At 58.6% G+C, this 22,507-nt stretch carries 14 protein-coding genes, 1 other RNA gene and 1 pseudogene; 4 read left to right on the top strand and 12 right to left on the bottom strand.

Annotation, left to right across the window (positions count from 1 at the left end):
- Window positions 1–130 precede the first annotated feature (130 nt).
- Window positions 131–3,055: a preprotein translocase subunit SecA gene (gene secA, locus OZX74_RS06045; RefSeq protein WP_277156071.1), complete on the bottom strand. Its 2,925-nt coding sequence runs from the start codon at window positions 3,053–3,055 to the stop codon at window positions 131–133.
- Window positions 3,056–3,319: 264 nt separating this feature from the next.
- Window positions 3,320–4,012: a ribosome-associated translation inhibitor RaiA gene (raiA, locus tag OZX74_RS06050; protein WP_277156072.1), complete on the bottom strand. Its 693-nt coding sequence runs from the start codon at window positions 4,010–4,012 to the stop codon at window positions 3,320–3,322.
- Between the two features lie 182 nt (window positions 4,013–4,194).
- Between raiA and rnpB the strand changes: the two genes are divergently transcribed.
- Window positions 4,195–4,576, top strand: an RNA gene (gene rnpB / locus OZX74_RS06055) — RNase P RNA component class A.
- Window positions 4,577–4,660: 84 nt separating this feature from the next.
- Here the strand turns inward: rnpB and OZX74_RS06060 are convergent.
- The 7 genes and pseudogenes from OZX74_RS06060 to OZX74_RS06090 all read right to left on the bottom strand — a co-directional run bounded on the left by OZX74_RS06060 (window position 4,661) and on the right by OZX74_RS06090 (window position 12,457).
- The gene (locus OZX74_RS06060) at window positions 4,661–5,299 is read right to left on the bottom strand and encodes a regulatory protein RecX (RefSeq protein ID WP_277156073.1); all 639 of its coding nucleotides are present in this window, start codon (window positions 5,297–5,299) and stop codon (window positions 4,661–4,663) included.
- Between the two features lie 294 nt (window positions 5,300–5,593).
- A complete protein-coding gene (gene recA, locus OZX74_RS06065) occupies window positions 5,594–6,802 on the bottom strand; it encodes a recombinase RecA (protein ID WP_277156074.1) in 1,209 nt (402 codons plus the stop codon).
- A 229-nt stretch (window positions 6,803–7,031) separates the two neighbouring features.
- Window positions 7,032–7,265: a DUF3046 domain-containing protein gene (locus OZX74_RS06070; protein ID WP_277156075.1), complete on the bottom strand. Its 234-nt coding sequence runs from the start codon at window positions 7,263–7,265 to the stop codon at window positions 7,032–7,034.
- 244 nt (window positions 7,266–7,509) lie between these two features.
- Window positions 7,510–8,022, bottom strand: a complete 513-nt coding sequence (locus OZX74_RS06075) for a helix-turn-helix transcriptional regulator (RefSeq protein ID WP_277156076.1) — start codon at window positions 8,020–8,022, stop codon at window positions 7,510–7,512.
- A gap of 65 nt (window positions 8,023–8,087) precedes the next feature.
- The gene (locus OZX74_RS06080) at window positions 8,088–8,645 is read right to left on the bottom strand and encodes a CinA family protein (RefSeq protein ID WP_277157434.1); all 558 of its coding nucleotides are present in this window, start codon (window positions 8,643–8,645) and stop codon (window positions 8,088–8,090) included.
- 173 nt (window positions 8,646–8,818) lie between these two features.
- On the bottom strand, window positions 8,819–9,517 hold the full coding sequence (pgsA, locus tag OZX74_RS06085; protein ID WP_277156077.1) for a CDP-diacylglycerol--glycerol-3-phosphate 3-phosphatidyltransferase: 699 nt from the start codon (window positions 9,515–9,517) through the stop codon (window positions 8,819–8,821).
- Between the two features lie 38 nt (window positions 9,518–9,555).
- A pseudogene (locus tag OZX74_RS06090) lies at window positions 9,556–12,457 on the bottom strand (DNA translocase FtsK).
- Between the two features lie 208 nt (window positions 12,458–12,665).
- Between OZX74_RS06090 and OZX74_RS06095 the strand changes: the two are divergent.
- On the top strand, window positions 12,666–13,478 hold the full coding sequence (locus tag OZX74_RS06095; protein ID WP_277156078.1) for a Fic family protein: 813 nt from the start codon (window positions 12,666–12,668) through the stop codon (window positions 13,476–13,478).
- Window positions 13,479–13,486: 8 nt separating this feature from the next.
- Here OZX74_RS06095 and miaA read toward each other — a convergent pair whose 3' ends face one another.
- On the bottom strand, window positions 13,487–14,491 hold the full coding sequence (miaA, locus tag OZX74_RS06100) for a tRNA (adenosine(37)-N6)-dimethylallyltransferase MiaA (protein WP_277156079.1): 1,005 nt from the start codon (window positions 14,489–14,491) through the stop codon (window positions 13,487–13,489).
- 135 nt (window positions 14,492–14,626) lie between these two features.
- Here miaA and OZX74_RS06105 point away from each other — a divergent pair, with 135 nt between their 5' ends.
- Complete coding sequence (locus OZX74_RS06105) at window positions 14,627–15,391, top strand: GTP pyrophosphokinase family protein (RefSeq protein WP_277156080.1); 765 nt, start codon at window positions 14,627–14,629, stop codon at window positions 15,389–15,391.
- A 315-nt stretch (window positions 15,392–15,706) separates the two neighbouring features.
- The gene (locus tag OZX74_RS06110) at window positions 15,707–16,501 is read left to right on the top strand and encodes a Bax inhibitor-1/YccA family protein (protein WP_277157435.1); all 795 of its coding nucleotides are present in this window, start codon (window positions 15,707–15,709) and stop codon (window positions 16,499–16,501) included.
- A gap of 134 nt (window positions 16,502–16,635) precedes the next feature.
- Here OZX74_RS06110 and acnA read toward each other — a convergent pair whose 3' ends face one another.
- Window positions 16,636–19,353: an aconitate hydratase AcnA gene (acnA, locus tag OZX74_RS06115; protein WP_277156081.1), complete on the bottom strand. Its 2,718-nt coding sequence runs from the start codon at window positions 19,351–19,353 to the stop codon at window positions 16,636–16,638.
- A 302-nt stretch (window positions 19,354–19,655) separates the two neighbouring features.
- On the bottom strand, window positions 19,656–22,358 hold the full coding sequence (locus OZX74_RS06120; protein WP_277156082.1) for an HAD-IC family P-type ATPase: 2,703 nt from the start codon (window positions 22,356–22,358) through the stop codon (window positions 19,656–19,658).
- Between the last annotated feature and the right edge of the window lie 149 nt (window positions 22,359–22,507).

The following is a 22,507-nucleotide window of genomic DNA, read 5'->3' on the forward strand; positions in this document are numbered from 1 at the left end:
TTGTTAGACAGATATCTGTGAATGACAAACGCTGAACAAACCAATAAAAACGGTGGCTGACATATTGAACTGTCAGACACCGTTTTCTTGTATCCACTAACTCAAAGCCAGCGGGTAATCATCGCGAACTTCACTTCTTTTCGTTCTGTCCGTGGCACATCTTGTACTTACGGCCTGAACCGCAGGGGCATGGGTCGTTCTTCTTGGTGCCGGGGAACGTCCTGCCATCAGACCACGGGCTCTTGAGCTCTTCAGCCTTCGGACGCTTGTTGGCCGGAACCTTGCCTTCGGCGTGGCTCATCGGCTCCGGGCCGACAATGCTGGGTTCAGGATTGCCTTCGTCGCTTTCCTCGGTCTCTTCGGCGATGTCGGCTTCATCGGCATCCTCATCACTGGCGTCCGGATCAGCCGGAGCGGAAGCGACCGTGGCTTGCGATTGTGCAGCCTCACCCTCATCGACAGAAGCGACTCCGGCGGCTTGCGCGGCAGCATCGACAGCCTCATCCTCGGCGGAGGATTCTCCATTCTCGGCTTCAGCGTCCTCGGTCTCGGCGACCTGCCGGATGTCGACGTGGAAGAGCAGCTGGATGCTCTCCTCCTTGATGGCGTCGATCATCTTGTTGTACATCTGGAAGCCTTCGCGCTGGTATTCGACCAGCGGGTCACGCTGGCCCATGCCGCGCAGACCGATGCCGTCCTTCAAGTAATCCATCTCGTAGAGGTGTTCACGCCACTTCTTGTCGAGTACGGCAAGCACGACGCGACGCTCGAGCTGACGCAATCCGTCGGCACCGATCTGGTCCTCGTAACCCGCATACTGCTTCTTGGCATCTGCAACGATGACTTCCTTGACCGCCTCAACGGCCTTTTCACCCTTGAGACCTTCGGCCTTCTGCTTGACATCATCTTGTTCAACGGCAATCGGATAGACCGTTTTCAGCGCGCTGAACAGGCCGTCCCAATCCCACTGATCGGGCTTGTCGCTGCTGTTGTTGGCTCCCTTGATGTAGCTTTCGATGGTTTCGTCGATGAAGCGCAGGATGTCTTCGTGGATGTCGACGCCGCGCAGCACGGCCTGACGTTCGGAATAGATGACCTTGCGCTGCTTGTTCATCACGTCGTCATATTTGAGGACGTTCTTACGCATTTCGAAGTTGCGGGACTCCACGGACTTCTGCGCGGTGCGCACACCCTTGGAGACGCTCTTCGATTCGATCGGCTCGCCTTCCGGCAGGCCCTTGGCCATCACACGGGCGACAAGCTGGGTGTTGAAAAGCCTCATCAGATCGTCTTCGAGGCTCAGGTAGAAGCGGGATTCGCCCGGGTCGCCCTGACGGCCGGAACGGCCGCGAAGCTGATTGTCGATACGGCGGGACTCATGCCGCTCGGTGCCCAGCACGTAAAGGCCACCAAGCTTAGTCACCTCTTCGTGCTCGTCCTTGGCCTGTTCCTTCATCTCGGCCAAGGTGCCAGGCCAACGCTTCTCGTACTCCTCGGGAGTGTCGTCGGCGGAATAGCCTTCACTCTTGAGCTTCTGATCGGCGAGGAACTCGACGTTGCCGCCGAGCATGATGTCGGTACCACGACCGGCCATGTTGGTGGCCACGGTGATGGCGCCCTTGCGACCTGCGACGGCGACGACCGCCGCTTCCTTCTCGTGGTGTTTCGCGTTCAAGACCTGGTGAGGAATTCCTGCTACATCCAGCAGCGAGGACACGACCTCGGAGGATTCGACGGAAGCGGTGCCCAAGAGGACCGGCTGGCCCTTCTTGTAGCGCTTGGCGACGTCCTTGATGATGGCGGTGAGCTTTTCCTTCTTGGTGCGGTAGATCAAATCGTCCTGATCGACGCGGATCATCGGCTTGTTGGTCGGAATCGGCAGCACGCCCAGCTTGTACGTGTTCATGAATTCGGCGGCTTCGGTTTCTGCCGTACCGGTCATGCCCGCGAGCTTGTCGTACATACGGAAGTAGTTCTGCAGGGTGATCGTGGCGAACGTCTGGTTCTCGGCCTTGACCTCGACGCCTTCCTTGGCTTCGATGGCCTGGTGGAGACCTTCGTTGTAGCGACGGCCGGGAAGCACACGGCCGGTGTGTTCGTCGACGATGAGCACTTCGCCGCCGGTGACGACGTAGTCCTTGTCGCGCAGGAAGAGTTCCTTGGCCTTGATGGCGTTGTTGAGATAACCGATCAGCGCGGTGTTGCTGGGCTCATAGAGATTGTCGATACCGAGGAAGTCTTCGACTTTGGTGATGCCCGGGTCGAGAATGCCGACGACCTTCTTCTTTTCGTCGACGTCGTAATCCTCATCGCGCGTCAGCTTGGTGACGAGCTTGGCGAACTGGCGGTACCAACGGGTGACGCCACCTTCTGCAGGGCCGGAAATAATCAGAGGGGTACGCGCCTCATCAATCAGAATGGAGTCGACCTCATCGACGATGGCATAGTGATGGCCGCGCTGCACCAGCTCGTTTTTCTCCCAAGCCATGTTGTCGCGCAGGTAATCGAAACCGAATTCGTTGTTGGTGCCGTAGGTGATGTCCGCCTCGTATTGCTTGCGGCGTTCGGCCGGCTTCTGGTCGGTGATGATGCAGCCGACGTTCATCTTCAGGAAGCGGAAGATGCGGCCCATCAGCTCGCTCTGATAGCTGGCGAGGTAGTCGTTGACGGTGACGATATGGACACCCTTGCCCTCCAAAGCGTTCAGATATGAAGGAAGCGTGGCGACCAAGGTCTTGCCTTCACCGGTTTTCATCTCGGCGATGTTGCCCCAGTGCAGAGCCGCTCCGCCCATCAGCTGCACATCGAAGTGCCGCTGGCCGAGTGTACGCTTGGAGACTTCACGCACCGTTGCGAATGCCTCGGGCATGAGCTTGTCCAAATCCTCGCCATTGTCGAGACGTTGCTTGAATTTGGCCGTTTGCCCGGCGAGTTCCTCGTCGCTCAGGGCCGCAATCTCGTCCTCGTGTGCATTAGTCGCCTTGGCCACGTTCTCAAGTTTCTTGATCTGGTGGCCCTCGCCCATGCGCAGGGCCTTATCGACGATATCTACCAATTTCGCTCCCTAGTTCGTTTCCCATAAACGAGCAAGACCAAGCCAACCGAGGCTTGGCACAGACTATCGTTCATCTTACGCGACGGCGCAGATTTTCCACGTATTCAGATATAAAGTTCACAAAAAAGGACAATTCCTGACGTAATATGAGTCGACCCACCGATTGATCTCGGTGGGTCGAATAACGCCAAAAATCGCTGGAATCCGCTTACTTAATCGGAGTTTCCGACATTGAGACTCGCCGCAAGCGGATTTGAACCGTATCTACCTTTTGTTTTTGGCCGCCTTGTTCGCCTTCTTGACATTTTCAGCGGTGTCAATCTCAAAGACGCCATAGCTCCAGCCGTGACGGCGATAGACGACGGAGGGACGATTCGTCTCGCTGTTGACGAAGAGGAAGAAGTCATGACCGATGAGTTCCATCTCGTAAAGAGCCTCGTCAATGGTCATCGGATCGGCAACGTGCAGCTTGCGACGGATGACAATCGGGGTGTCCCCGACCTGCACCTCCACGCTCTCACCAGGGCCGAGATCGGTGGAAAGCGGATGCTCCACTTCTTCGGGCTGCTGCAAGGCGGTGGGCTCGGTATTGATCGGCTCATCAAGAGGAACCACACCCGTATCCACGGTTTTCTGTTCCTTCCGGGTCGGACGATGGTTCTTGCGGCGATCGCGGACACGACGCAGACGAAGCGTCAGCTTGTCCAGTGCAATATCGAGGGCGCTGTATTCATCCGAGCTTGAGGCTTCGGCACGCACCACGGTGGCCCCGGCCTCGATGGTGATCTCGACGCGCTTGGCGGTGTCGGCCTGGCGAGGGTTGCCTTCACGGGATACGACGATCTGTGTGCGCGCGGTGTCCGGGGCGATCGAGGTGACACGCTTCATCTTTGTGTCCACTACATCACGGAACTTCTGATTGACTTGCATATGACGTCCAGTAACGACTATATCCATGGTCGACCTCCTGTTAGGTTCGGTGGCGTTTGCTCCACCTATGTGCCAGCATCAACATCACTGTCATGCTGCTTATTTCCAGTCTAGCGTCTTCGTTTGCAACTGGCTGGGAGTACCCCAAAAATACGCCGTTCGCTTGCACGCCACGCCACAGGAAACGGTTTGCTATAATTGAATGCTTGTGAGACCTCTTGATGGTCGCGGCCGGCTTGGCGAACCCAGGCCGGCTGAGGAACTTCCGGGCTCCACAGAGCACGATGGCGGATAACGTCCGCCCGGGGTGACCTGAGAGCAAGCGCAACAGAAAGCAGACCGCCCGAGCGATCGGGTAAGGGTGAAACGGCGGTGTAAGAGACCACCGGGCCGCTGGCAACAGTCGGTCGCTGGCAAGCCTCATCGGGAGCAAGGCCAAGCAGAAGGCACGTCGGAGCTTCGGTTCCGGCACGGGCTGCTCGCCCGGCCTTCGGGTAGGCCGCTAGAGCCTGGCGGCGACGTCAGGTCGAGATGGATGGCCATCCGCGTGGCGACACGCGACAGAACCCGGGGTATACGAGGTCTCACTTCACTTTTCAACCACGAATTCCACCGAAGGAATTCGTCGGCAACGCCTACGGCAAATCAACATAACGGTGTCAGATGGCGCCCTCTTCAGGATTCCGAAGCTTCGTCGAATAACTCATGGGCTACACGACGCAACACTTCCGGGTCATGACCTTTTCGTCCACCCGCACCCCAGAAACGACGACGACGGACCTCACGTTCCATGCCCTGCGTCTTTGCCGCTACCTTACGCCCCAGCTGCCATGCGGCATCCTCAAACACGCCTTGTTCACGCGCTTCGCTCGCCACATTGAGCGCCAACCGGTCGTCGACACCCTTGCGTTTCAGCTCCATGACAGTGCCGCGGAAACCGAGCATCCGCCCGGCACAACTACGCACGACGGAACGGGCATATTCCTCGTCATCGATGAGATGGACCTCAACCAGACGCATGACCACATCCTCGGCGACTTGGGAATCATAGCCTTTATCGGTCAACCGCTTGACAAGCGCACCCGAAGAACGGGCGGCGGCATCGAGCAGGGTCAGCGCCGCCTCCCGGCAGGCGTCCGCGTCGGACGGATCGTCCGGCACACGTTTCACCGGCGCACCCGTACGGTATTTGCGGTAACGGGTGTGGCCACGCCCATGTCCGTATTTGCCATACTTCCTGCGCCTGTGTGACCCGTTGAAGGTATCCTCGGCATCAAGACTGCCGCCAAAGCCGCTGGTGTAATTGCTCGTCACCGCGACCGCATGTGTGTGGGCCCTGTTGGGTCTTTTATGCGCTGTCGACTTGCGATTCCGAGCTGAAGCTGCATTGTCATTTGCCTTTCCGACCCGCAAATCGGAAGCAATCGAGTCGGCAACAGTCGCACCTATCGAATCCGGACCGGATACAGCTGCGTCATCATCTTTTCGACTTCCGGCGATACGGCTGGTATCGACCGGGCAATGATCGCCATCGTCGGGTAAAGCATCCGACAAATGGCGACCTTGCAAAAATTCCTCGACGCTGATCATGGAGTCCGCTCCGATTAATCAGGCTTTCGGAGCCGAATCGGGTGTAGAGGAGGCTCCGCCAACTTCAGACGCGCCTGCGCCGGCATCGGCACGAGACGAACCGGAATCCTGCTGTGAGTCGGCATCTTTCCCGTCTCCGTCATCATCCGGTTTTGAATCGTCAGGAATCAGACCGTATTTGATCTTCACCTTGCGCTCGATCTCGTCGGTCAGCGCCGGATTGTCTTTGAGGAACTGGCGAACGTTCTCGCGCCCCTGCCCCAGCTGGTCGCCCTCATAAGTGAACCAGGAGCCAGACTTCTTGACGACATCGCATTGGATTGCCATATCAAGCACGGAACCCTCACGGGAGATGCCCTCCCCGTAGAGGATGTCGAACTCGGCGAACTTGAAGGGCGGAGCCATCTTGTTTTTGACGACCTTGACCTTGGTGCGGTTGCCAACCGCCTCGTCACCGTTCTTCAACGTCTGGATTCGACGGATGTCGAGACGCACCGAGGCATAGAATTTCAGCGCCTTGCCACCGGTAGTCGTTTCCGGGCTGCCGAAGAAGACACCGATTTTCTCACGCAACTGGTTGATGAAAATGGCGGTGGTATTGGACTGCGCCAACGCACCGGTCATTTTACGCAACGCCTGGCTCATCAAACGGGCCTGCAGACCGACATGGCTGTCGCCCATCTCACCTTCGATTTCGGCCTTGGGCACCAAAGCCGCGACCGAATCGATGACCACGACATCCAGCGCACCGCTGCGCACCAGCATATCCGCGATCTCAAGAGCCTGCTCGCCGTTATCGGGCTGGGAAATGATCAATTGATCCGTATCGACACCGAGCTTCTTGGCGTAAACCGGATCGAGCGCATGTTCCGCATCGATATAGGCCGCCACGCCACCGGCTTTCTGCGCATTGGCCACTGCATGCAACGCCAGCGTGGTCTTGCCGGACGATTCCGGACCGTAAATCTCTACAATCCTGCCACGCGGCAGACCTCCGATCCCCAGCGCCATATCAAGAGCCAGGGAACCTGTAGGGATGACTTCGACGTTCTGCACGGGCTTGTCGCCAAGGCGCATCGCGGAACCTTTGCCGAAATCTTTTTCGACTTGTTTCAGCGCGGTATCGAGCGCCGCCTGCTTGCGTGGGTCGATGCCGTGCTCGCCGTTGGCCTGGGGCGCGGCGTTCTTGGCTTTGCCGCCCTTAGCGGTTTTTGATTGCTGTGCCATCGTTCTCCTTTACGTTCGCTCCTGCACTACCAGAGTACGGAGCAATCCGCTATTTATGCAAGCTCAACGGGGTTATGTGGTCGAATGCTTGCCTTTTCGACACGCCGTGGTTTTTCGGGCTTTCAAGCCTCCTACCCCGTTTATTTGTTCCTGCTTTCAAAATAATCATAGAACAACATACGAACATTTGTTCGAACGGACGCGCCTGACGTGCCCAACCCGACGAAATCTATTTCGACGGAAGCGGCGGCGCGTTGTGATTCTTGCCCCAACGCGCAGAATCCGGAATCTGCAGCTGGTCGCACAGCACGTTCCACACGACACGCGGCTCGACGCCGTCTGCAAGCGCCTCGATGACGGTCATGTCGTCAAGCGCCGTCAATACCTGGTCACGTGCCAACGAACGCCCGTATGTACGGCCAAGCACTTCTTCCAGCAACTGCCAAAATTCACGTTCTTTCACGCCGACCAGTCTATCAGCGTGCGTGAATGCGAATCCATCCGCAAGGTCAGTCCACAAAACTGTCGCCATAAAGCAATACCGCGGCAATCAATTGCATAAGCCTGCGTAAAGTTCGCCATTGTGGATCCGAATCACGGCAGAACAAGACCCACGCCTTTGCCCGTATACAAGAAACGCCCGCAACGACAAAGAGCCCATCAGACACAATCCGATGAGCTCTTTATTCAGGCGTTATGAACCGGAATCACGCCTCTGTGCAATCGAGGTAATCCGCCACCATCCGCAGCATCTGCGAGGTGCTCAGACCGAGCGATTCGGCGATGGACGCCAGCAATTCGGAACTGGCCTCTTTCTGCCCGCGTTCGACCTCGGAAAGATACCCGAGCGAAACACCGGCCTTTTCGCTGACCTCACGCAGCGTCTTGTGGTCGCGGGTACGCAAGTCCCGCAGCACATGGCCAATGGCCTCGCGCAACGAGATATCGCGATCCTCCCCCTCGGAGTCGCGCTTACGCGCGGCCGCTCTGGGCTTGGACTGTTCGGCATCCTCTTCCTGCCACATCCTGTTGAGCACCGCCTGGCGTTCGTCCTTCGCCTTCTTGGCGGCACGGGCCTTCAAAACCTGTTGTTGCGCAAAAGCCACTGCACGCTTTTGCGCAGGGGTCAAATCCCTGTTGCGCGCACTGCTTGGGCGCGTGGTCTCTGTTGCAAGCGTGTTCATTGCCATCTGCTCCTGTGGTCGAGTCATCGTTTCCATTACGCCACCCCTCTTTATCTTGTGTTGATCTTGCTTTCACTTTCATCAACAGTTAAGAAGGAGGTTTATTCCTCTGTGAGCGTTGTGAGCTGCGTCACAAGCTGCAATGCATTCAGTACCGTCAAGTGCCGGACTTCCTCTCTGGAGCCGGAGAGCAGCAACCTCGCAGCCACTGTCTGGCGGGTATCGGCACCGATGCCTGCAGGGACACTGACAGCGATATAGACGAGTCCGGCAGGTTTGTCGCCATCCGGGCCGGGACCCGCCACACCGGTGGTCGCCAGACCAAGGACCCTGTCACCATACTGGGGCTGGCGATAGAGCCGGGACGTACGCAATGCCATCTGCCGTGCCACTTCGGAATGAACGGCACCCTCCTGAGCCAACAAATCGCCGTCCACCCCGAGCACGCTCGCCTTGGCATTGATGTCGTAAGTCACAGCAGAGCCTAGAAAAACGTCGGAAGCCCCGGGAATACGCACGAAAGCATCGGCCAACAGCCCACCGGTCAATGATTCGGCCGCGGCGATCTTCCAGCCGGCGACCTTGGCACCGTCGAGAATCCGCGCAGCCAATTCGTCGCAGCGCGGCTGGATTCGGGCCTCAGTTCCCTTTGAAACCATACCCTCGAAATCCTTGATGGCGCGCGAGGTGCCGTCCGGCGTTTCCGCATACTCAAGCATATTGCCTCCTGATCAAGCGGTTCATAGACCTTAAGAATATCCGATATTCCCGAAACCTATAAAAACGCCCCAAACCCGCTTACCGTTCGGTAAGTGATTGGTTTGGGGCAGATTTACAAGTTCTTACTTGGTTTTCGAGCCCGCACCACATTGCGGACATAAATATAACCGGAATAAAGGCAAAGTATCAGCGCAATGAAGATGAGCAGGTCGGTGACGGTGTAATAGCAGGACCACCAAACGGGAACCCCCGCGCCAACATGCGAAAACGTTGGAACACCTCCGGCAAAAGCGACCAGCCCCGGATTGGAGATGCTCGAGGAAAGCGCCCACACCGGCGTCAGGAGCAGTGCCAGGCCGACGCACTGGGTAAGGGTCTTGTATTTGCCGGCCTTGTCCGCCGCGATGACCTTGCCGCCGGTGTCGATGACGAAGAAACGCATGACGGTGATGCCGATCTCGCGGATGAGGAACAGCGCCGTGACCCACCACGGCACTTCGCCGAAGACCGAAGCGACGACCAGCGCCGAGCAAATCAGCAGCTTGTCGGCTATAGGATCCATCAGCTTGCCCAATTCAGTGACCTGGTTGTATGTCCTGGCCATCCAGCCGTCGAGCTTGTCGGTCGATGCGGCCACGGCGAAGAGCACGGCCGCCGCGAAACGCAGCCATGGATTGTGCTGCCCCCAGGCACCGGCGGCTATGTCGGCCCATAGAAATATCAGGACCAGCACGATGCGCGTGTAGGTCACCAGATTCGGCGGGCTGTTCCACCCATCCAGAAGCGATTGTTTCCCATCTCGTTGTTGCATACCCAATACTGTAGCGCGGCGGCGATACCGAAGCCCATTTATGCGGCATGTGCGTTGCCGTCGGGAGTCGACGGCGCAACCGCGCCACTCTTGCCTTGGATGAAGTCGAGGACCTGGGTCAGGTCCTGCGGTTGGACCAGAACCTCGCGGGCCTTCGACCCTTCCGAAGGACCGACGACACCACGCGATTCAAGCAGATCCATCATGCGGCCTGCCTTGGCAAAACCGATACGCAGCTTGCGCTGGAGCATCGAGGTGGAGCCGAACTGCGTGGTGACCACCAGCTTCGCCGCCTCGAGCAACGTATCCATATCGTCACCGATCTCCTCATCGGGGTGCATCTCGTTTTCTTCGGCCTTCTTAGCCATCTCTTCGATGTCCTGACGATAGTGCGGCTTGCGCTGGGTGCGGACGAACTCGACGGCCTTTCGAATCTCGGACTCGCCGACCCAGGAACCTTGCACACGAATCGGCTTGGCCGAGCCCATCGGCAGGAACAGGGCGTCGCCCTGACCAATCAGGGACTCGGCTCCGGTGGCGTCGAGGATGACGCGCGAATCGGTAGCCGAAGAGGTGGCGAAGGCCAGGCGCGAGGGGATGTTGGCCTTGATCAGACCAGTGATGACGTCAACGGACGGACGCTGGGTGGCGAGCACGAGATGCACGCCTGCGGCACGCGCGAGCTGCGTGATGCGCTGGATGGAGCTTTCGACGTCGTTCTTGGCCAGCATCATCAGATCGGCCATCTCGTCGACGACCACAAGGATGTAGGGGTACGGAGCCACCTTGCGCTTGGAGCCGAGCGGGGCATGGACTTTGCCGGCGAGCACCGCCTTGTTGAAGTCCTTGATGTGTCGGAAGCCGAAGAACTGCAGGTCGTCGTATCGGGCGTCCATCTCCTTGACCACCCATTCCAGCGCCTGCGCGGCTTTCTTCGGGTCGGTGATGATCGGGGTCAACAGGTGCGGGATGCCGGCGTAGGCCGAAAGTTCGACGCGCTTGGGGTCGACCATGATCAGGCGCACCTGCTCGGGGGTGGCACGCATGATGATCGAGGTGAGCATGGAGTTGATGAAGCTTGATTTGCCGGAACCGGTGGCGCCGGCGACCAGAAGGTGCGGCATCTTCGTCAAGTCGGCAGTGACGATATGCCCCTCAACGTCCTTGCCCACGCCGGCGAGCATCGGATTCGGGTCGTTCATGGCCTTGTCGCTGCGCAGCACATCTCCCAGATGCACGATCTCGCGGTCGATGTTCGGTATCTCGATACCGATGGCGGACTTTCCGGGAATCGGCGAGAGGATGCGCACGTCGGTGGAAGCCACGGCGTAGGCGATGTTGCGCTGCAGGTTGGTGACCTTCTCGACCTTGACGCCCGGGCCAAGCTCGACCTCGTATTGCGTCACCGACGGCCCACGCAGAAATCCGATGACCTTGGCGTCGACATGGAACTGCTGGAAGGTGGCACTCAACGCCTTGATGACGTTGTCATTGGCCTGCGTTCGGGCCAGATGCGGTTTGCCCTTCACCAGGATATCGAGGTTGGGAAGATGATAGGGCCTGTTGTCTTCCTCGTCTTCGGCGTTCTCGGCCGCATGTCTGGCGGCGGCATCATCACCGTTGTGGTTGGCGACGGAAGCGGGCAGATTGGCCGCTCCCCCTGCGATTCCCTTGACTTCGGGGATGACGGCTTCGGTGGCGCTGCCGTCCTTGCCGACTACAGCCCACGGATCGTTTGCCTGCCCCACGGCAGAAGCCTCCGAATCCGCAACGGTGCCATATGGTCCAGATCCGCTGGCTGCGTTCGGAACGCCGAGAGCTCCCGACTGAGCGTTTGCCGCGACACCCGGATTTGCGACGTTAACGGCTTCAACACTGCCGAATCCGCCTGTATTCGCCGTAATAGCGGAAGACTGGCCTACACCATCGGCGACACCCTGCAGCTCGCCGGTGACCGGATCGACCATCGGCTGACGACGTCCCTCGATGATACGTGTCTCATCGTTCTGACCGTTGAGGTCGGCGGCACGGTCGAAGGCCTCATCACCGGCATAACGTTCGAGTTTCGCGGCATCGCCTCCATCATTGCCGTCATGACCGAAAATACGGGAGAGGAACGCACCGATACCGCGCTTGCGGGACTGCCGGGGCTCTTGGTTTTCGTTTTCCTGTTCGCTGCCATCGTGGGCCGGTACGCCGGAGGCCAACTGCAAGGTTTCGTCGCCCACACGCACCTCGTTCGGGAACTGCCCGCCTTGCGCGTCCGCACCTGCGCTGCGGCACGGTTTCTTCGTCTTCATCACCATCACCGCTTTTGCGGTTTTGCGACCATTCATGCACACGCTCAGGAATCTTGGTGATGTCAAGCTTGACGATAAGAAGAATCGAGAACACCGCCACCACCACAAAGATGATCACGGCGAAAACGCTGGAAAGCCCCCACGCCAAGGGCGATCCCAAGATGAAACCAAGCAGACCGCCGGCACCACGCAGCACGTCCATATTGAAATCGCGCGACGGCGAGGCGACGATGGCATCGATCATGGAGCAAATCGACCAGAACAGCAACGCGCATCCGATAATCAGACGCAGATTGCGCTTGTGCCTGGCAGGATCCAGCAGCACCTGATAGGCCACGACCAGCAGAAACACGGGAAGCAGCACGCTCATTACCCCGAACAGGCCCGCGGCGACCATATGCAGCCAATGGCCCAGGAACCCGTTGACGTGGAACCATTCCGAGGCGCAGAACATGATGGCGAGGATCACCAAAGCGAAGAACCCGGCGATACGGCACAAAGTCGAATGGCGCACCAAGAACGATGCGTCAGCAGGCGGCATGACCTTCGTCGCCTCTATATTCTTATCCGAAGAAGACCCGTTCGCCTTACTGCGACGGGTCTTTGCGCTTTTGCCATTCGTCTGTGTCTTACGTGCCATAACAACAGCGATTCTACTTCAAGCCCGTCCCCTAGGGCGCGTTGGACCGCCAACCTGCCCAACCCTTTCAAATGAAGACGGAATAATCCTGTAACCTTTTCTCAACGATATTTGTAACGCCTCCGAACGTCTTCACCGTCAACACCATCGGCACCGTCTTGCAACGGCAAACAAAACGCAGTTTCACCCATGGCCCTAGGATGGAGACATGGTCATGACTCCCGCGGAACGTGCAAGCGCCGTTGCGTTCTCGTATAAAAACTGCGAACTTTCGGCTATCGCGCCCAGCGAAGCGATGGTAGCCGCTGCGAACGGTTATCAACGCGGAACCATTGACCTTTCGAATTTTGTCGAGACACCTGAACGAACCACACGACACAGGGACCACGATGAATCAGAATTGCGTGATGACCGGATTTTCGCCCGTTCCGTCCGACTTATCGATTATGGATGGCCGGCCATCGGCGGGCTTGGCGAACTCAAAACCATCCATCGTGGGCTTTTCGTCGGGGCAATGAACAACGCCGGCCAGTTGCGCAGCGACAGCGGCAACGGTATCGGCGATGACACAAAAATCGCAACGAAGAGACCCGACGCGACCGAAGGCTCACGAACGCATGAAAACCGTCAACGAATCAACCCGTATTTCCCGGCTTCACTCATCGAGACCGGGGCGGCCAATATCGTTTCCCAGCTGGGCGAGCAGGATTATTTCTCCGGGCTTGACCGTGCCGGTTTCATCCGTGCTCTGGCGGGTGTCTATGACGAGCTCAACGCCCTGCATCCCTTCGCCTACGGCAACGGCATGGTGCTGCGCATGTTCGCCTCTGAACTCACCCATGCCATCGGCTGGGATCTGGACTGGGGCTCGCTCACGTTTGAATACCGCAAGGCGACCGATCTCGCGCTGTTCGAACATGACATCTCAGAACTCGAGCGCATGTTCACCTCGATCATCCGACTGGCCAATCCGACCCGCATCTTCCTGATTTCCGGGTGGGACCAAGGCCCGGCACACTGAACTTTGGCCTATTGGGCGACATCGCCCAAGTGGTGCGTGACATGGCGCTCATCGGCATGGGCATCGGCGACGTCATATTCGCCGGCATCGGCACGGGCGACGATATCGAAGGCCTTGCCCGCCAGGTCATCGTCGAGTGCATCAAGCCAGTGAATCCGCGGGTCGCGGCCGAACCAACCCATCTGTTTGCGGGCCAGACGTTTCGTTTTCTGCGCGATGTCGGCGAACGCCTCATCCTCGCTCATCCTGCCGTCCAGATACGCCTCGATCTGGGAATAGCCCAGGGCTCGCGAAGCGGTGACGCCGAGAAGCGGACGGATGCGACGCACTTCGTCCACGAAACCCTGTTCACGCATCTGTTCGGTGCGGATGTCGATGCGCCGGTCAAGCTCCTCGCGCGGCAGATCGAGGCCGATCTGGACGGAACCAATGACATAACGGTATCGCGGAAGGCTTGCGGAATAAGGTCGTCCCGTAATCTCGATGACCTCCAGCGCCCTAATGGTACGACGGGCGTTGTGTGGGTCCATACGCTCGGCGGCTTCGGGATCCTCGCGTTTCAATTCGTTATACAACGTTCCGGCGCCTTCAGCCTTCTCCCGTTGTTCAAGCCGGGCCCTCACCTCGGGGTCGGTGCCGGGAAACGAAATGTCGTCGATGGCCGCGCGGGCGTACAGCCCGGAACCACCGACCAGAATCGGGCGCACTCCCCTGCCTTGCAGCTCGGCGATTTGGTTACGAGCCAGTTTCTGGAACCTGGCCACCGTCATCGTCTCGCCGGGGTCAATGATGTCGAGCAGATGATGGGCGACGGCGGCCTGTTCCTGCGCAGTCGCCTTGGCGGTGCCGATATCCATCAGTCGGTACATCTGATAGGCGTCCGCATTGACGATTTCCGCACGCTGGCCGGTTTGTGCAAACCGTTGTGCCAAGGCAATGCCCAAACCGGTCTTGCCCGAAGCGGTAGGACCGATAACGGAGACGACACGGGTCACGTTGCTCTTCGTTTCCATGTCTTCATCTTTCCTTTCAACCGCGGACGAACCCGATATTGGTGATTCTATCGACCGGTCTCACCTACGATTTTTGCATAGGACCATCAGCTAATATCCAGCTTAGATAGACGGCTCTCGGTAAGATGAGAAAGCGTGATATTAGATCGACACGAACGTATCAACACCACCGAGATTCAGGCCCGGCTCGAAAAGGTAGCCCAAAACGGTACAGACACCGCGGGTTCACAGCTGTTTCCGGCAAATGAAATCACCGAATTCATCGATATGATGCAGGTCTACGAAGGCGCGATGTACGAGATCAGCACCAAGCTCGAGGTGCTTGACAGCGAGTTCCATGTCCATTTCGCTCATGACCCCATCCACCATATGGAGCGCAGGCTGAAGTCCGTCAACTCGATTCTCGGCAAGCTCAAGCGCCGCGAGCTGCCGATGTGCACGAAGTCGATTCGAGACAACCTCTTCGACGTGGCCGGCATCCGCGTGATCTGCAACTACCGCGATGACGTCTATTCGGTGGCCAACTACCTTTCCAGCCAATCCGACATTCAGGTGTTGCGCGTCAAGGATTACATCAAGAACCCGAAGCAGAACGGGTACCGCAGCCTGCACGTCATCTATGCGGTGCCGGTGTTCCTTTCCAACGGCGAGCATTACACGCCGGTCGAGGTGCAGTTCCGCACCATCGCCATGGATTATTGGGCGAGTCTGGAACACGCGTTGCGCTACAAGTCCGACCTGCCCGACGCGAAGCTGAGCGAGCATTCCCAGACGCTGCTCGACTGCGCGCGCAGCCTGCAGAACATCGAGACGCAGATGCAGAACATCCACCGTGACATCAACGGCGCTCCGCAGCAGGAAGAGGCCCCGACCTCGCAGACGTTCAATCCGAAACAGTGACGACACCAAAATCTATTTTTAGGCAGTGGCTTCGCCGGTTTCCTTTTATCGAGGAACCGGCGAATTTTATTCCCGCATTTCTCGTTGTTCACACTCAGCCAATTGCCAGTAACCACCGATAGACTGGTAACCATAACCAACAAGTGTCAATGAAAATCGACAAAAGGAGCAGGCATGGCTTTCGGGAACAGGCCTGAAAACAACAACGCGCAACAACCTTACGGGCAACCAAATGCGTATGGGCAGAATTACGGACAGCAATCATACAACCAATATGGTCAGCCTCAGGGGCAGCCTTACGGCCAGGGCCAGAACATGCAGTATGGCCAGCCTTACGCGCAACCGCAGTACAGGCAGCCGGCCTATGCCGGTGCGGGTGCCGGGACGGCGGCCCCGACGATGACGATGAACGGGCAGACCGCCTATTCCTTCGAACGCGCACGCCACGTCTCCACCACCAAGGCCTACGGCGAGATGACGCTGGGCCTGCTCTTGACCGCGGTGGTCGCCGTGTTGACACAGATGACCGGCGCACTCGAGGGCTTCCTGATGGCCACGGGTATGATCGGCTGGATCGGTCTTGCCGTCGTGCAGGTGGCCATCGCCATCGTGCTGGGCTGGCGCATCGACAAGATGAGGGTCGGCACCGCACGCGCGATGTTCTACCTGTATGCGGCACTGACCGGGTTCACGCTCGCCACTATTTTCTACACCTATAGCCTGCCGTCCATCGGCATCGCGCTGGGACTGTGCGTCGCGTTCTTCTTCGTGCTTACGATGCTCTCACTGACGACCAAGAAGGACATGCTCAAGGCCGGCCCGATTCTGATGGTCGCGCTCTTGGTACTGCTCGTCGGCGAGGTCATCCTGATGTTCGTCGCCCCGACACACACCACACTGATGGTTACCGGCGCGATTGGCCTGATCATCTTCGCCGGGTTGACGATGTACGACGCCCAGCAGACGCGTGCCATGTTCGATGTGGCCGAGCAGCACGGCGACACGGTGATGCTGGAACGTGTCTCGATCATCTGCGCGTTGAACCTCTATCTCGACTTCATCAACATGTTCCTCTATCTGCTGCAAATCTTCGGCGACAGCGACAATTAAACGTCGATTAGCCCAGTAAGCCCGCATATACATATTCAATTGGGGATGACAGAAATTATCTGCCGTCCCCAATTTTGTTATCTCTTGTTATCTATCGCGTGTTTCCAATCACGGTTATCGTTGGGATCCAGCTTTTACTCCATCAACCGGCGCAGGACGTACTGGAGGATGCCGCCGTTGCGGTAGTATTCGGCCTCACCGGGGGTGTCGATACGGACAGCCGCGTCGAACTCGGTGACGCTTGCAGGCTTACCCTCGGATGCCGGCTTGGTGGCAACGACGTGAACGGTCTTGGGGATGGTGCCGTTGTTAAGCGCCTCGATACCTTGGAAATCATAGGTTTCCGTACCGTCAAGACCCAGCGTTGCCGCCGATTGACCTTCAGGGAACTGCAGGGGCAGCACACCCATGCCAATCAGGTTGGAGCGGTGGATGCGCTCGAAGCTGCGGGCGATGACGACCCTGACGCCGAGCATGAGCGTGCCTTTGGCCGCCCAGTCGCGTGAGGAACCGGTGCCATATTCGGAACCTGCCAACACGACCAGCGGGGTGCCGGACTTGCGATAATCGAGTGAAGCATCGAAAATCGTCGAAGGCTTGCCAGTAACGAAATCGTAGGTAAACCCGCCAGGACGCACTTCCTCGCCCACCGAGGCGAGCAGAAGGTTCCGCAAACGGATGTTGCCAAACGTGCCACGCACCATGACCTCGTGGTTGCCACGACGCGAACCGTACGAGTTGAAGTCCTTGGGCTGAATGTCGTGTTCCAGCAGGTATTCGCCTGCAGGGCTTGAAGCAGGGAACGCGCCGGCCGGCGAAATGTGGTCGGTGGTCACCGAATCGCCGAGCAACGCCAAGACGCGAGCGCCGCGAACGTCCTGAACCGGCTGCGGTTTGGCACTCATACCGTCGAAGAAGATCTGACGGCGGACATACGTGGAATTCGGATCCCATGCAAACCGCTCGCCTTCCGGCACATCGAGGGACTTCCAGCGTTCGTCGCCTTCGAACACGTCGGCGTAGTCGCGTACGAACATCTCGCGGCTGACGGCGGTCGAGACGACCTTGTCGATCTCCTCGTTGCTCGGCCAGATATCGCGTAGGAAAATATCTCGACCGGTTTCGGCGTCGGTGCCGAGCGGCTGCGTCTCGAAGTCGAAGTCGAGCGTGCCGGCGATGGCGTAGGCGATCACGAGCGGCGGCGAGGCCAGATAGTTCATCTTGACATCGGGGCTGATGCGCCCTTCGAAGTTGCGGTTGCCGGAGAGCACTGAGACCACCGTCAGGTCGTTGTCATTGACGGCCTTGGAAATCTCGGGCAGCAACGGACCGGAATTGCCGATGCAGGTGGTGCATCCGAAACCGACGAGCTGATAGCCCAAGGCGTCCAGATCCTCCTGCAGACCGGCTTTCCTCAAATAGTCGGCCACGACCTGCGAGCCCGGGGCCAGCGAGGTCTTGACCCACGGCTTGGGTTTGAGGCCATGCGCGCGGGCGGCGCGAGCGAGCAGTCCGGCGGCGATCATCACCGATGGGTTGGAGGTGTTGGTACAGCTGGTGATGGAGGCGATGGCGACGTCACCGTTCGTAATCTCGAAACGCCCGCGGAAATCGGTATTCACCGGCACCGGGTCGTTGTTGGTCTTCGGCGTCTCGTAATCCGGCAGCGTCTTTTCGAACGTTTCCTTGGCCTTGTCGAGCCTGATCCGGTCCTGCGGGCGCTTGGGACCGGCGATGGAGGGAACAACCGTGCCAAGGTCAAGTTTCATGTATTCTGAATATTCCGGTTCGACGTAATCGGGGCTGCGCGTGTCTCCCCAGAGGCGATTGGCTTTGGCGTACGCTTCGACCAGCGCAATCTGCCCGTCGCTGCGACCGGTCAAGCGCAGATAGTCCAGCGTGACCTGATCGATCGGGAAAATGCCGCAAGTCGAGCCGAACTCAGGGCTCATGTTGCCGATGGTGGCACGATTGGCCAGCGGCACGGAAGCGACGCCGTCGCCGTAGAATTCCACGAACTTGCCAACCACGCCGTGCTCGCGCAGCATCTGGGTGATGGTGAGCACCACGTCGGTGGCAGTGACACCTTCGGGAATACTGCCGGTCAGTTTGAAGCCGACCACACGCGGGACGAGCATGGAAATGGGCTGGCCGAGCATGGCCGCCTCGGCCTCGATACCGCCGACACCCCAGCCGAGCACGCCCAAGCCGCCGACCATGGTGGTATGCGAATCGGTGCCGACGCAGGAATCGAGATAGGCGAGGTCGCGTCCGCGCTCCCCCGTTTTGGTCATGACGACTTTGGCGAGGTATTCGATGTTGACCTGATGGATGATGCCGGTGCCCGGCGGCACCACGCGGAAGTTCCTGAACGCCTGCTGGCCCCAGCGCAGGAAACGATAGCGTTCGCCGTTGCGCTGATACTCGCGGTCCATGTTGCGCTCGACCGCATCGGCGACCCCGTAGTTGTCGATCTGCACGGAGTGGTCGATGACCATATCGGCCTCGACCTGCGGGTTGATGGCCTCGGGGTCGCCGCCCAAGTCTGCCACGGCGTCGCGCATGGTGGCAAGGTCGACGATGCATGGCACGCCGGTGAAGTCCTGCATCAATACCCGCGAGGGCCCGAATTCGATCTCGTGGCTGGGTTCGGCGTTCGGGTCCCATCCGAGCAACTCGCGGACCTGATCCTCGGTGATGTTGACCCCATCGATACGGCGCAGCAGGTTCTCGACCAAGACCTTCAACGAATACGGCAGGTGCTCGATGCCGGGCAAATCGGAGATTCGATAATAATCAACTTTCCTGTCCCCGACCTGCAATGTATCCAGCTGCTCGTCGCGCAATGACATTGGAACCCTCCGAATCTCTGATAATCTTCCTTATTCATTATCGGCCAATCGAAAGTCGGAAACGCTAACAATACCGTTTCCACGTCGATTCCGTGATAATTACAAGATAAAACGCTTGGAAAATCAACGAAAGCTACCAATTCACTATGTGAGACCCACAAAACCGAGACCAATCCTCACCCAGGAGACAATCGTAAATGATTAAATATCATCAATAAGGTAAAAAACAGGTCTAACCATCCTTGGATTTCAAAGACGTCAGACCTGCGTGATGTGAGAAAATGGCTGTGACAGGTGCGAAACTACTTGTTCTTGTTCTTCTTGCGATTTGCGATATTCGAGTAAACGCGGCCAATCAGGTCGGCAATCGTCTGGATGCCTGCGAAGATGACAATCGAGAGCACAAGCACGATGATCGTGGCGACCAACGTCCAACCGGTCGGGAACTGAAGTTCGAAGAAGTTGGAGACAATCGGAATGAACATGCCGATCAGCCCGGCCGCTGCGAATGCAGCCACCAGGATGCCACGCCAGGATTTCAGAGGCTGGGCCACGCGCGCCATCACCAGAATGCCCAGCACGAAGACGACGATGGCGCAGATGTCACGCAGCTTCAACAGGTCACCGGGTTTCGACACGTTCCAGCCCATGAAGCCGGGCAGTGTCCAGGCGGTCAGCAGTACGGAAAGCGCCACCGCAATGCCACCCGGCAAGGCGAACCTCACCACACGTCCGAGAAAACCTGGAATATAGCGGCGGGTATTGGGCGCTAGCGCGAGGATGAAAGCCGGCATGCCGATGGTCAGCGCACCGATATAGGTGATATGGCGTGGCAGGTACGGGAAGGGAATGAACGTGCAGACCACGCCGAGAGAAATCAGCGCGGAATAGACGGTTTTGACCAGGAAGAGCGACGAGACGCGTTCCATGTTGGCCATGACCTGACGGCCGCGGGCCACGACGCTAGGCAGGTGGGAGAACTTGGAATCGACCAGCACGACCTGCGCCACGGCCTTGGTGGCGGGTGCGGCGTTGCCCATCGCGATGCCCAGATCAGCCTCTTTCAGGGCCAACGCATCGTTGACGCCGTCGCCGGTCATCGCCACGACGTGCTTGCCTTCGTGCAACGCGTCGACGATGGCCTTCTTCTGCTCGGGCAGTACGCGGCCGAGCACGTCGACATTCTCCATGACCGCAGACAGTTCCTTGACGTCTTGGGGCAGTTCGCGGGCGTCCATCGCCACCGGCTCGCGATCGCCGGTCAGGCGAACCTTTTTGGCAATGGCACCGACGGTGGCCGGGCTGTCGCCGGAGATGACGCGGCAACGCACGCCCTGATCGCGGAACCACGCCAAGGTCTCCTCGGCGTCGTCACGAATATGTTCTTGGCACAGTACCAGCGCAACCGGCCGTGAAACGGAAATGAGACGCGGATTGTCACTGAAATCATGCACTGCCTGACTATCGGCACAAGCCCCCGAAGCACGGGCAATCAACAGCACGCGCATCCCCTGGTTGGCGTACTTGGCCACCATGTTTTTGGCCGAGGTGTGTTCGCCGGCAAATCCGCTGAACAGCATTTCCGGCGCGCCCATATACCAGACGTCGCCGCCGCGTACGATGGCGCTCCATTTGCGGGCCGACGAGAACGGCACCCGAGCATCGACCGGCTCATCGTGCACTCCCTTGGCTCCCAAGGCCTTGAGCACCGCTGCACCTGTGCCATTGGGATTCTCTTCATTGGAGAGGTCGTAGAGCGCCTGGACCACTGCGGTTTTCTCGTCATCGGTGGTGCCGACGGTCACGCTGGCATGCACGGCGTTTTCGCCGGACGGGGCATCCACCACAATATCGGCGTCGGCTGTAGATCCTACGACATCAGCAGAGCCGAGCATGACCACTTGGTTGAAAACGATGCCACCGTCGGTGATGGTACCGGTCTTGTCAAGGTTCAGCGCATCCACGCGGGCCAGTGTCTCCACGCTTTCCAGTTCCTGGACCAGGGTGTGCTGGCGCGCCAGACGCATCGCGGCAATCGCGAAATTCAGGGAGGTCAGCAAGACCAGGCCCTCGGGAATCATGCCGACCACACCTGCCACAGCCGAGACGATGGCCGAACGCCATGCTCCGGTCGAGAAGGCCACTTGCCAGCCGCCCACCGTGCGAATCTGGGAGGCGACCAAGAGAATGCAGAGCGGGATGACGATGACGGTCATCACCTTCAAAATGGTGTTGATACCGCGGCTCAAATCGGAAACGGTTTTCTTGTAGACCTTGGCTTTGGCGGTCAGTTTGGCGGCGTACCCCTGCTCGCCTACTGCGTCGACACGAACCAGCGCCATACCCGATGTCGCGTTGGAACCGGAATAGACCTCGGACCCTTCGCCTTTTTTGACGGTGCGTGATTCGCCGGTCAGCATGGATTCGTCAAGTTCCAGACCCCATGTGTGCACGATGGTGGCATCCGCGGGCACCTGCTCGCCGCTGCGCAGCCACAGCAAATCACCCAGTACGATATCCTGGTGCTCGATTTCGACGTCCTGGCCATCACGACGCACTAACGACTTCGAAGCGACCAGGATCGAAAGCTTGTCGAGCGTGTGCTTGGCCCGCATTTCGGTGAAGACGCCGATACCGGAATTGATGATGATGACCAGCCCGAAAACGGCGTCTTTCCATTGCCCGGTTATGAGCACCAAGACCATGGCCACGAAAATGATGGCGTTGAACAAGGTAAAGACGTTCTCGCGGATGATCTGGCCCAGCGAACGCGAGCTTTCGGTATCGATCTTGTTGGTGTTGCCCTGCTGGACCTGTTCGGCAACTTCGGCTTTTGTCAGGCCGGTTTCTGCGATTTCTGGGAGATGAACCGTAGCAGCGCCCTGCTGTCCTCCGTTGCTTTTCCCGTTATTAGCGGCGTTCCCATTATCGCCGCCTCGCCCGTTCGTCGATGTCCCGGCCGCGGTCTGGCCGCCGCTGTGTCCGAACATCCCGGTAGTACTCATTGATTTGCCCCTTACCCGTGTCACGTCCATCCGTACGTGTACTCACTGTCGCTGATACGATTCCCGTTGCTCGCCTGCCGCCATCCGAAAACACTGGTGCGGCCTATTCCCTGTTTTCAAGTATATGCTGTGCCACCTTATCGTATCGG

It is taken from the genome of Bifidobacterium sp. ESL0798 (assembly GCF_029395415.1).
In the GTDB taxonomy this organism is placed as follows: domain Bacteria; phylum Actinomycetota; class Actinomycetes; order Actinomycetales; family Bifidobacteriaceae; genus Bifidobacterium.

Bases quoted from the DNA above. Each gene is read 5' to 3' on its own strand.
- OZX74_RS06095 (WP_277156078.1), top strand. From the start codon at position 12,666: ATGGTCATGACTCCCGCGGAACGTGCAAGCGCCGTTGCGTTCTCGTAT.
- OZX74_RS06075 (WP_277156076.1), bottom strand. From the start codon at position 8,022: ATGGAAACGATGACTCGACCACAGGAGCAGATGGCAATGAACACGCTT.
- recA (WP_277156074.1), bottom strand. From the start codon at position 6,802: ATGGCACAGCAATCAAAAACCGCTAAGGGCGGCAAAGCCAAGAACGCC.
- OZX74_RS06110 (WP_277157435.1), top strand. From the start codon at position 15,707: ATGCAGTATGGCCAGCCTTACGCGCAACCGCAGTACAGGCAGCCGGCC.
- miaA (WP_277156079.1), bottom strand. From the start codon at position 14,491: ATGGAAACGAAGAGCAACGTGACCCGTGTCGTCTCCGTTATCGGTCCT.
- raiA (WP_277156072.1), bottom strand. From the start codon at position 4,012: ATGGATATAGTCGTTACTGGACGTCATATGCAAGTCAATCAGAAGTTC.
- pgsA (WP_277156077.1), bottom strand. From the start codon at position 9,517: ATGCAACAACGAGATGGGAAACAATCGCTTCTGGATGGGTGGAACAGC.
- OZX74_RS06120 (WP_277156082.1), bottom strand. From the start codon at position 22,358: ATGAGTACTACCGGGATGTTCGGACACAGCGGCGGCCAGACCGCGGCC.
- acnA (WP_277156081.1), bottom strand. From the start codon at position 19,353: ATGTCATTGCGCGACGAGCAGCTGGATACATTGCAGGTCGGGGACAGG.
- OZX74_RS06080 (WP_277157434.1), bottom strand. From the start codon at position 8,645: ATGGTTTCAAAGGGAACTGAGGCCCGAATCCAGCCGCGCTGCGACGAA.